We start from the raw sequence: 6,185 nt of genomic DNA, 5'->3' as shown, positions 1-6,185 counted from the left end.
CATCCATTGCATCTGCCGCAATATCTGTTTCTAAATCCTTAAATCGTTTTTCTAATTCATACTCACTTGGATACATCATCAAGTGAAAATCCTCATAAGATGTAATTTCTTCAAAAAGATGCTGCCACTTCTTTTTATACGATTCAACTTTTTCTTTATTTTGCATAGGAATCGAATTGCTTTTTATTCGGTAGTACGCCCACACGTCGCCCGTTCTTGTTAACAGAAAATTCTTGTGTATTGCCTTCATAGGCGTTTTTAGTCTCATTCGAATAATCCACCACCTTCACAAGTTTTCGAAACTCAATTTGTTTTTCATTACTTAAATCAACCTTTCGGTCATTGCAAAACTTCTTTTGTGGAAGCTTGATGAAGAAGTAATACTTTGCAAAATCAAAGAAGTATAAATAGATGTTTTTGCCTTCCGGCTTTATTTTCGTAACAAGCATTGTTAAAAAAATCGGTATTCCAAAAATCACGATGACAAAACTGTTATCAAAAGCGTGAGGAAAAATCATCCTCACGCCGTACCAGAATCCAAAGCATAGGCCAACAAAAATGAAATAGTTAATAGCCGGTATTAACTCAACTGCAAAGGGTAACGAATAATTTTCGGTTAATTGCTGAATTTTTTTCGGCTCTCTCATTGCCTTCCGGTAGTTGAACACCAGACGCCCCATTCATATGCCCCCTTACAATTTTTCCATTAGCGCATTGATCCAGCCGGAGAATTCTGACCAGTGTTTAATAACCCAAGTCACCGCACTGCCAATACAGCAAACAAAGATAATGCCGCCCATTTTTAATTTCATAAGATTCTTTGCGGCTATGAACATGACGACGATCGTAATGAATTGGATAACAACATCAGATGCCCATCCTTTTACCCCTCCAAGCGTTGGAAGGTCTGCGCCAAGAATAAAGAAATTCATGAATTCCATATTGATATTTACCTCCTATTGATGAGTAAGTTTTTTAACGTAATATTGACCACTGTTTTCCATAATCTTTAAGCTGAATTTTTCATTTACCGGAATGTTGTTTTCTTTTTCCTTAAATTGAACAGCACAAAAAACCTCGAAACCTTTTTTCGTCTCGAAGATTCTCATTGACTGCACTTCCCCAAATAACAAGTTTCCTTCCAACGCTTCCGGCTTTTTCATCATATAAACCATTTCTTCTTTCTTTTCAGAAGCGTATTTCTCAAAGAAAGTATGAAGGAATGATTCGATAGATTCTTTTTTCTCGCCTGCATATTCGTCTCTAGTTTCTTCTTTACTCTCAGAAGCAATATTGCCTTTAAGATCATAAATCTGTGTAAAGTAAGGGACAGCAGACACCGAAAAAGAATCACCTTTATTTGTGACTGGAATATTCAGCAACATTTGTTTTTCGGATTTTTCGTTTGTTTTAACCTTTTCTTTCACCTTCTTTTTCTTCTTTCCGTCTTTAACTTCTTTTTCAACTTCCTTTTCTACAGGGTATATATTTTCATATGTGACCTTATATTGAAAAAGACTGTTTTTATCACCTTCTTTCACGTTATATAAGCTGTAATCTTTTAACTCACGATCACCTTTCAAGCCATCTACATTAAAGCGATCTTCATTTTCAAAATGGTTATCTTCATGTTTCACCATGTAGCTTTCAAGGCTCTGCATGCGTTTTTCAATAGATTCTTGATCGTTTTTCACATTCACATATTCATTGATGAACCCTGACAGAAAGTTTTCAGCAGCAGTCACCGAAATTTTTTGTTTATCGTCATTTGTTGGCTTATTGGCTTCATCTTTCATGTCATTAAGTTGGGATCGTGTGTTAATTGATAGAAGCACAGTGAGCAAGCAGATAAACAGCAAGCCACCGACACAAGACCACAATGTGACGGCTATCAGCTTCGACCTGTCACGAGGAACTTTCTGTTTATCTTTTTCCGGTCTTTCAATTCGTTTCAGTTTTTGAAAGGCAGACCGAAAAAAGGACTCTTCTTTTTTATCCAAGCCAATTTCTTTATGGAGCAATTCGATTCACTCTCCTTTCATAGATTTCTAAGCACTTTCCTCCTGGTTAACATTCATGTTTCTTGTCATTTTCAAAATGGCTCTCGCCATTTTTTCATAGTTCGGTTCGTTTAACTCCGTCACGATCACTTCCACTGGCTTACCTTTAATTTCAACAACCTCAACACTCTGTTTCATGAAAGACCTCGCTTTCTTCAAACCTGTTTTGTTTTTTCAAGGAATAATAAAAAGGATGCTACACGATGTAACACCCTTTTTATGCTTTGATTCTCCACATAAACTTTTAAGCTAGTCATTCGACCGTCCGGCAAATATCTTGTCTTGTAAAATGTGTAACGATATTCAGCAAACCCTTTTATTCGTTCGCCTTCGACAACCAACATACAATCTCTGCTTAAACTTCTCACAAAAACTAAAGAGGGGATACCCACATTAAAACCCAAGCTTTTGAATCGTTTGTCTACAGCAGACACCGCAGATTTTCACCCCTTATTGGTAGTAGCTAATTCCTTCAAACTCCACAATTCTTTCATCTGTCTCAGCATCTTCATCCTCCAGTATGTTGAATGTGGCTTGAAGTTTGGCATTCACGTTATCTATAACCGCAAGAGTTTGGACTATGACCCTTTGAGCAACATCACTGTAAAAGACATCTTCCATCATTTTTTCAATCAATTCCTCAGCAATATCCAAACAGCCAAGAGACTCCAAATCACTCTCTAGTCGGGCCTGATTCAACAGATTAATGTTAAACATCTTATCCCTCCGATTTAAGTTCTTGGGTTTCACCCAAACCCACCAACGGAAGCCCGTTGGATTGCTGTTAATCTATCCCCCTATTCCCCCGAATCATCGGGGGACTCCCTCGCCGGTAGGCAGGAACAAACGGTTGTTTGTTCAATGCCAAGAGGGTTTTGGTGGCGCTGAATATGTCAACTCCTTATCCTCACTCCGTTCCGGTACCGTTGACACATACGTTTAATCGCATCACCTGTGTTTATAAAGATTTAGCAGCTTGTTTTTAAACGACCATGTCAGTAACATCAGCAAGAAACACATCTAACATTTTTTTGTGTTTGTCTGCCAGTTCAGCTTCTGCAATCATATCTGATAGATCGGTTTTCCCTAAATGTTCATCAGCTTCAAGCACCATTTTCATAGTGGGAGCACAAGAGTTACGAAGCCAGTTTCTTGATTTCTGATAGAAGTCTTTTTGTGGTTTGACGTACAAAGAAAGTCTCCCGATATCACCTATAAATTCAGACCAAAAAAGGCTCGTTTTCCAATGCTCTCTAGTGATGTTTTCATCAGCATCAACGAACCTTACATAATTATTAATGATTTGCATAGCGATTAAGGTTAAATCCTTTGTTTTCAATAAAGCATCTATGGCAACTTGTGCACGTTCATTTTTAAGCCGCAGTTCATAACGATTCCAATCGCCTAGTTCTTCCAACGGAATGTTATATTTTTCTGCTTGTTCATAGTTTTTTTCGTAAAAGCAAAGGTACGCTTCTGACTTTTTAGAACCGAAATATATTGTCGTTCCGCCTGTAATGCCATCAGATAGATCAAAGGAGCCATTGAAATCCGATTTTCTAAACCTTGAAATACATTCGCCCTTTTGGGCTTTTTTTAAAAGTTCTGGTATAGAAAAGTATGTCTTTTTATCATCAATAGCCAAATCAAAGCGAGTAAATGAACCGCCTTGTGCCATGCAATCTTGAAAGAAGTCGTACCATGTTTTCTTCCTGCATTCTAAAAACGATTCAAACTGACGACAACCTTGACCGGACATTTCTATCAAAACACCTCTGTTATCATCCGGCGCAGAATAAAAGACTTTGATATAGTCCAGTTCGTACGTGCCAACGTAGCCATAGAAACCAGACGATTTTTCAGTCATAAAGTCTTTGCTAAGGTGAAGAACCCCTTCGATAATTCGGTCAACATCATGAGTTTTAAAAGAGACTCGAATGTAGTCAACCATTGATACTAAAGGGCTTTCAACGTTTTCATTTTCTTCTTTTACGATTACTACCCCCCTGTTAGCGTGGGGGGGTTGTTTTAGCTCATCCATTCGCTTCACTCACTCCTTCGCCGCTGGCCGTCTGGTCGCTTACGCTGCCGCTGGCGACTGCCGTCGCCTGCGCTCCCTCGACTCCAACCAGCGCATTTTTAATAGATGACATAAAATCATAACCTTTCGGCACGATAGGGCTGTAAAACTCCAACACTGAACCAGTGCCAACATTGGCATATCCTCGCCCTGTCTCTTTTTTATTCACATATGCCTTATCAACATCGCCAAACATCATTCCGTAACCCGTATCGGACATTAAACCTAGCGACACCCGGAAGCTAAACTGATCTCGAATACCGTCAGCCAAATATTTTGCATCTGGACGTTGTGCCCCTAGAACGAGAAAGTAACCCGCCTGTCTCCCCAACATGACCAACTGTTTCATGTAAGAAAGGGCTTCATTTCTTTCTTTCATATCTAATAAATCCATAAATGCCACATATTCATCAAAGAAGATAAAAACAGGCTTTAATCCTAAATAGGCATAGTTTTCACCTGTCTTATAATTAGGCATTTTCTTCATTTCATCCATGCGCTCCATCATGCCATCTACAGACTTTCTCAGGCACATAAGAATACCGTTCTTTTGGGAATAGACCTTTTTCGGAAGCACTTCTTCCAAGTCTGCTAAATCTGCATTTTTAGGGTCTAGTATTCTTACATCTGCCCCCAGTCCAACACATGCCTTAATGATCGTTAGCATGAAGTATGTTTTCCCTCCACCTGTACCACCCGCAATAAGCATGTGCGGCAACTTATCAAATTGCCATGATATATGCTTCATTAACGGAAGGACTCCATTCTCAGCTACTGCATCATCAATGGAAATACGATTCTTTTTGACATCGTAAAGAAGTTTAAAGCACACAAAACCTTCTTCCATTTGTTTATCAACCAAGTCACAAAATAAGCCGTTTTCCAAATCCTTTCCTAAGTCTAGGAAGCGATTCTGAAAACGGCTCATGTCCATAGCAATACGAATATAGATGTGGTTGTTTTTGACCTGGTAATACATTCTTGGAAAGTATGTGATCTTTTCCTTTGAGTCAGTTTCATTTGAAAAGATTTTTCTTACTTTCACATTTTCTTTTTCGTAAAACTTGTTAGAAAAAATCATTCTTGCAAGCATCTGCCTGTGGTTTAACCTTTTAAAAAGTCCATTAAAAGTTAAATAGGCAACATACACACTTCCAATACCAATTGACAACGAGCAAACCAAACTTTTAACGATCAAAGGTACATTCCATTCAAAGTGATCAATCACTTGAAATACATCAAAGTGAAGAAGATGATCTTTCCAAAAGAGAAACATAGATAACAAAAAAACAGGCACAAAGATAATTGCGCCTGCTAATTTTACATTGTTTCTCATGTACGGGCGGATTCGTTTGCCCCTGTACTTCCAAAACCTTTTATTAAAGAAATCACTAATATTGATCATTAGAATTCATACCCCGATGATTTTTCTCTACAAGAGTGACAATACATTTCCCACACATAACCTCTCGGGACTTCTTCTTGATAATACTCTACGGCATTGTCCTCCTCACAACAATGACATTCGCCAAGTTCAATTGTAGGGATAACGACATTCTCAAAGTACACAGATTTAACGGTCTTCACTTCGCCATTACCTCCGTTTTCTTCAACATAATCAAAATAACTGTACTCGACTTATAAATTATTTCTTATCAGAAGTTCCTGGTGTTACTGTTTTGTTTACAGGACTAGACCCAGTGCCTTTTAATACGAGATCTTCTGCTTCGACAGTCCAGTTAACATTAGCAAAATTCCCATTTGCTCTAGCAGAAGCCATGATTTTCGGATTTTTCAATTCAACATCCTTAAAGAAATCAAATTCCTTCAAATCCACATAAGCAGGAATTGTCACTTCGATCTGCCCGCCTTGCACACTTGATCCTAGATTATAAATCCTCGATTCCAAAGTATCCGTTCTTTTTCCATCCACATAGGCATAACGCTCACGGTTTAAACCTAAAAATTTCAGTTCACCAAAAGTCATATTGATATCCGGTACAATAAAGTTTAAGTTCATTTTTCATATCCCCATTTCATTTTTA

General features: G+C 38.2%; 9 protein-coding genes and 1 pseudogene. All 10 read right to left on the bottom strand.

Annotated features, from left to right (window positions below):
* Positions 1-268: pseudogene (locus LJF29_RS20615) on the bottom strand (hypothetical protein); the annotation flags it as partial.
* Positions 156-680 carry a conjugal transfer protein gene (locus LJF29_RS20610; protein ID WP_229150259.1) on the bottom strand — a complete coding sequence of 175 codons (525 nt, stop codon included), beginning with the start codon at positions 678-680 and terminating at the stop codon, positions 156-158. The gene LJF29_RS20610 and the pseudogene LJF29_RS20615, both read right to left, overlap by 113 nt.
* A gap of 12 nt (positions 681-692) precedes the next feature.
* Entirely contained in the window at positions 693-941 is a 249-nt protein-coding gene (gene conC / locus LJF29_RS20605) for a transposon conjugation system subunit ConC (protein ID WP_087961787.1), read from the bottom strand.
* Between the two features lie 15 nt (positions 942-956).
* The gene (locus tag LJF29_RS20600) at positions 957-2,021 is read right to left on the bottom strand and encodes a conjugal transfer protein (protein WP_229150258.1); all 1,065 of its coding nucleotides are present in this window, start codon (positions 2,019-2,021) and stop codon (positions 957-959) included.
* Positions 2,022-2,048: 27 nt separating this feature from the next.
* Positions 2,049-2,198, bottom strand: coding sequence for a hypothetical protein (locus LJF29_RS20595; protein WP_229150257.1), 150 nt, complete (start codon positions 2,196-2,198; stop codon positions 2,049-2,051).
* 17 nt (positions 2,199-2,215) lie between these two features.
* Positions 2,216-2,494, bottom strand: a complete 279-nt coding sequence (locus LJF29_RS20590) for a hypothetical protein (RefSeq protein ID WP_044430163.1) — start codon at positions 2,492-2,494, stop codon at positions 2,216-2,218.
* A gap of 16 nt (positions 2,495-2,510) precedes the next feature.
* Positions 2,511-2,777 carry a hypothetical protein gene (locus tag LJF29_RS20585; RefSeq protein WP_167340498.1) on the bottom strand — a complete coding sequence of 89 codons (267 nt, stop codon included), beginning with the start codon at positions 2,775-2,777 and terminating at the stop codon, positions 2,511-2,513.
* A gap of 265 nt (positions 2,778-3,042) precedes the next feature.
* A complete protein-coding gene (gene nicK / locus LJF29_RS20580; protein WP_229150256.1) occupies positions 3,043-4,101 on the bottom strand; it encodes a DNA relaxase NicK in 1,059 nt (352 codons plus the stop codon).
* Positions 4,094-5,536, bottom strand: coding sequence for an ATP-binding protein (locus LJF29_RS20575; RefSeq protein WP_229150261.1), 1,443 nt, complete (start codon positions 5,534-5,536; stop codon positions 4,094-4,096). Before LJF29_RS20575 ends, nicK begins: the two co-directional genes overlap by 8 nt.
* A gap of 249 nt (positions 5,537-5,785) precedes the next feature.
* On the bottom strand, positions 5,786-6,160 hold the full coding sequence (locus LJF29_RS20570; RefSeq protein ID WP_229150255.1) for a YdcP family protein: 375 nt from the start codon (positions 6,158-6,160) through the stop codon (positions 5,786-5,788).
* Between the last annotated feature and the right edge of the window lie 25 nt (positions 6,161-6,185).

This window comes from Bacillus sp. LBG-1-113 (assembly GCF_020708615.1).
In the GTDB taxonomy this organism is placed as follows: domain Bacteria; phylum Bacillota; class Bacilli; order Bacillales; family Bacillaceae; genus Bacillus; species Bacillus mojavensis.
Note: the sequence above shows the minus strand (reverse complement) of the source record. Positions and strands in the feature narration are given on the sequence as shown.

What these genes read in the sequence shown, in the direction of transcription:
- LJF29_RS20585 (WP_167340498.1), bottom strand. Translation starts at nt 2,777, where the DNA reads ATGTTTAACATTAATCTGTTGAATCAGGCCCGACTAGAGAGTGATTTG.
- nicK (WP_229150256.1), bottom strand. Translation starts at nt 4,101, where the DNA reads ATGGATGAGCTAAAACAACCCCCCCACGCTAACAGGGGGGTAGTAATC.
- LJF29_RS20610 (WP_229150259.1), bottom strand. Translation starts at nt 680, where the DNA reads ATGGGGCGTCTGGTGTTCAACTACCGGAAGGCAATGAGAGAGCCGAAA.
- LJF29_RS20595 (WP_229150257.1), bottom strand. Translation starts at nt 2,198, where the DNA reads ATGAAACAGAGTGTTGAGGTTGTTGAAATTAAAGGTAAGCCAGTGGAA.
- conC (WP_087961787.1), bottom strand. Translation starts at nt 941, where the DNA reads ATGGAATTCATGAATTTCTTTATTCTTGGCGCAGACCTTCCAACGCTT.
- LJF29_RS20570 (WP_229150255.1), bottom strand. Translation starts at nt 6,160, where the DNA reads ATGAACTTAAACTTTATTGTACCGGATATCAATATGACTTTTGGTGAA.